The 3,260-nt window shown below is 67.7% G+C and carries 4 protein-coding genes; all 4 read left to right on the top strand.

Going from position 1 to position 3,260, the window contains the following annotated elements:
* Nucleotides 1-70: 70 nt before the first annotated feature.
* Nucleotides 71-1,600: a hypothetical protein gene (locus tag ACE3OU_RS18690; RefSeq protein WP_374243066.1), complete on the top strand. Its 1,530-nt coding sequence runs from the start codon at nt 71-73 to the stop codon at nt 1,598-1,600.
* An 11-nt stretch (nt 1,601-1,611) separates the two neighbouring features.
* Entirely contained in the window at nt 1,612-2,178 is a 567-nt protein-coding gene (locus ACE3OU_RS18685; RefSeq protein WP_374243065.1) for a hypothetical protein, read from the top strand.
* A complete protein-coding gene (locus ACE3OU_RS18680; protein ID WP_374243064.1) occupies nt 2,178-2,432 on the top strand; it encodes a hypothetical protein in 255 nt (84 codons plus the stop codon). The genes ACE3OU_RS18685 and ACE3OU_RS18680 overlap by 1 nt, the downstream gene beginning before the upstream one ends.
* Nucleotides 2,433-2,480: 48 nt before the next feature.
* Nucleotides 2,481-3,260, top strand: a 780-nt coding sequence (locus ACE3OU_RS18675; RefSeq protein WP_374243063.1) for a DNA adenine methylase, incomplete at its 3' end; no start/stop codon positions are given.

Raw genomic sequence — 3,260 nt, 5'->3', positions numbered from 1 at the left:
CACCCGCACCGAAACCTACAGCTACGCCGGCGGCCGAGTGACCGGCATGAATGCAACCGAGATCTGACACATGAGTGGCTTCGATCCCCTTACCCATGCCGCGGCCCGAGAGGCCCGGCCGCCGGCCGGCGCGCTGATGCCCGCGATGCAGGTCGACCCGTCCGTCCTGACCCCCGGCTGGTGCCAGCTGGACGGCTCGCTGGTGTCCCGCGAGGCCTACCCGGATGCAGCCAAGATCGTGGGCGACGTGCGCTTCTTCAACAGCGCCCCGACCGAGGCGACCACGGACCTAACCATGCGCGCGGGCGTGCAGAGCGTTTCCAATCTGAAGTACCTCGCCTTCGGCAGCACCTTCATCGCGGCAGGCCTCAGCACCGGCACAGGCGTCACGGACATCACGGCCTATCGGCTGTGGCGCTCGGCGGACGCAGGAGCGAATTGGCAGGCCGTCGACCTGCCGGCGATGCCCTCCGCAGCCAACCAATGGCGCGCCGAGTCGCTGGAGTGGTTCGGCGCCGGACGAGTCCTGCTGGTGCTGGTCGGCGTCACCGCGGCGAATCGGTACTCCATCGTCACGACCTTCTCCAACGACTCCGGGCAGACCTGGAGCGCGCCGAAGGAACTGATCGGCGTGGCATCTGGCTATGTGACCCTGGACTCCGTGTCGGCCGACGCCGAGATGGTGGCCAGCGGGACGGGCTACTACTACGTCGGCGTCCAGAACAACCAGGCCTCGCCTGCCTCCGCGGTCTTGTGTGCGATCAACACCGCCAACAACACCGTCTCCTCGCTGCCCATTGCCTCCGACGGCGCCTCAGCTCAGCGCTGCAGAGTGGTCGGCGGTCGAGTGACCGGGGCTGGCGTAAGCGAGGTCCACTACGCGGTGTTCGGCAGTGGCGCCTGGGGCCTCAACAAGGCCACTTTCAACGGGGCTGCCTTCAGCGGGAGCGGCGCATCCTCGCTCGCACCTACCCCCATCGCGTCCATCTATGGCATGCGCCAGTTCCTGACCAAAGGCGGAGACGGCAGCTATTACTGGGTCTTCAGCGCCGCCGCGGTCATGAAGATGCCGGTCAACTGGGCTGGCGTGCCCCTGCAGGTCCATACCGGCCACGACAACACGGGCTGGCGCTTGCTGACCAACACGCTGGCCAACGCGACCACGGGCCAGCGCTACGACTGCAACACGGGCGTGGCCAGCGTGATCGGCGGGCTGAATGCGGGACGCGGCAAGGTGGGGACTCTGCACGGGCTGACGGATCGCGCCTGGTCCGAGGCCGTGGTCATCGACAAGACGCCGTCCAACGACCGGCATTTCGTGCACGTGGTCGGTGTGAGCGGCTCCTTCGCGGTGCGGACCACGCGAGCGGCCGACAACTTCGTGGGCGGCCTCACGGACTCGCCGGACAACGTCAGGTTCCTGCCCTACCCCTCGGCCAGCTGCAACTGGTACGACTCGGCGGCCGGCCAGCTCAAGGCCGTGGACTTCGTGGCGGGCACGCCAGCGAAGCTGCGGGTGCGCACCTATGCCCTGGCCAACGACTACGCCACCTATGCCCACCTCCCCTATCTCCCGGGCCTGATGGCTCGCCTGCGCTAAGAAAGTTCCTCATGACCAACCTCTTCGAGCTGGGAGCCGGCGGCTATTGGACCGGCCGCACTCGCCAGCAGCCTGATGACTCCGTCGTGCCCTCGGGCTGGACCGCCCGCCAGCCGCCCGCGAAGATCCCCGCGGGCCAGTACGCTGTCCTGACGCTCGCCGGCTGGCGCCTCACCCATGTGGCGCCGCCAGCCTACGAGGCGCCAGCCCGGTCCATCCGCCCCGAGCTGGCCATCACGCAGATCACGGCCGACGCCGAGCACCAGATGCACACCGTCGTCCATGGCCTAGCGGAGGTGACGTGCCCGGCCGGCACCGAGCTGACTTTCATCGCAGAGCTGCGCGGGCCGGACGGCAAGGTGCTGCCACTCACCGACCGCTTCCGCATGCCGGTCCGCTCTCGCGACGGCCGCGAGCGCGTCGTGCTGGCCGACATGACCGACGGCATCGTGACTATCCGCGTGCCCCTGCGCGAGTCGGGCGTCTGGTCGACCACCGAGGCCGCAGTGAACTCCGCGCTGCCCAACGGTTTCCAGATGCAGTTCGCCGGCGTGACGGTCTTCGCGGTGGAGGCGTGATGAAGGCTCGCATCGTCTTCTGGCTGCTGCAGGTGCTCATCGCGCTGGACCAGCTCGCCAACGCGCTGCTCTTCTTCGGCTGGGCCGACGAGACCATCAGCGCACGCAGCTGGCGCCAGCGTGAGCAGTGGCAGTGGCGCGTGGCGCGCTGCGCCATCGACTGGCTGTTTGCATTGCTCGGCGACAGCAACCACTGCGAAGGTGCCTACAAATCCGAGCAGCAGCGCAGCCAGCTGCCTGGCGAGCTGCGCTGAGCCGTTGCCTCCATCTGAACCGGCGCCGGCGCGGCGCCACAGCCCCCAATGTTCAACGCGAATCCCATCATTCCCTGGCTGGGCGGAAAGCGCCGCCTGGCCGACCGTCTCATCCCCCTGTTCCCCCAGCATGAGTGCTACGTCGAGGTCTTCTGCGGCGGCGCAGCGCTCTACTTCCTCCGGCCCATGCCTGCGCGCACCGAGGTGCTCAACGACATCAACGGCGACCTGGTCAACCTGTACCGCGTGGTCCAGCATCACCTCGAGGAGTTCGTGCGCCAGTTCAAGTGGGCCATCAGCAGCCGCGAGGTGTTCAAGTGGCAGCAGATGGCCAGGCCGGAGACGCTGACCGACATCCAACGCGCCGCGCGCTTCTACTACCTGCAGCAGCACGCCTTCGGCGGCCGCGTGGCTGGCCAGACCTTCGGCACGGCCACGACGGGCCCGGCGATCAACCTGTGCAGGATCGAGGAGCAGCTCAGCGCGGCCCATCTGCGCCTGGCTGGCACCTACGTTGAGAACCTGCCCTGGCTCGATGTCATGCAGCGCTACGACCGCGCGCACACCTTCTTCTATGCCGACCCGCCCTACTGGGACACGGAAGGCTATGGCGTTGACTTCGGCTTCGAGCAGTACGAGCAGCTGGCCGCCTTCATGCGCAGCTGCAAGGGCAAGGTCATGGTCAGCATCAACGACCACCCGGATATCCGGCGCTGCTTCGACGGCTTCTGGATGGAAGGGCTCGACATCCGCTACTCGGTCGGCAACGCGCGGGACCAGGCCGAGCGGCCGGCTTCGGGCGAGCTGGTGATCACGAACTGGGAACCG

Origin of the sequence: Zoogloea sp. (assembly GCF_041908905.1) — a bacterium.
Lineage (GTDB): Bacteria > Pseudomonadota > Gammaproteobacteria > Burkholderiales > Rhodocyclaceae > Zoogloea.
The sequence above is the reverse complement of the archived record's forward strand: the minus strand, read 5'-3'. Positions and strand labels throughout refer to the sequence as shown.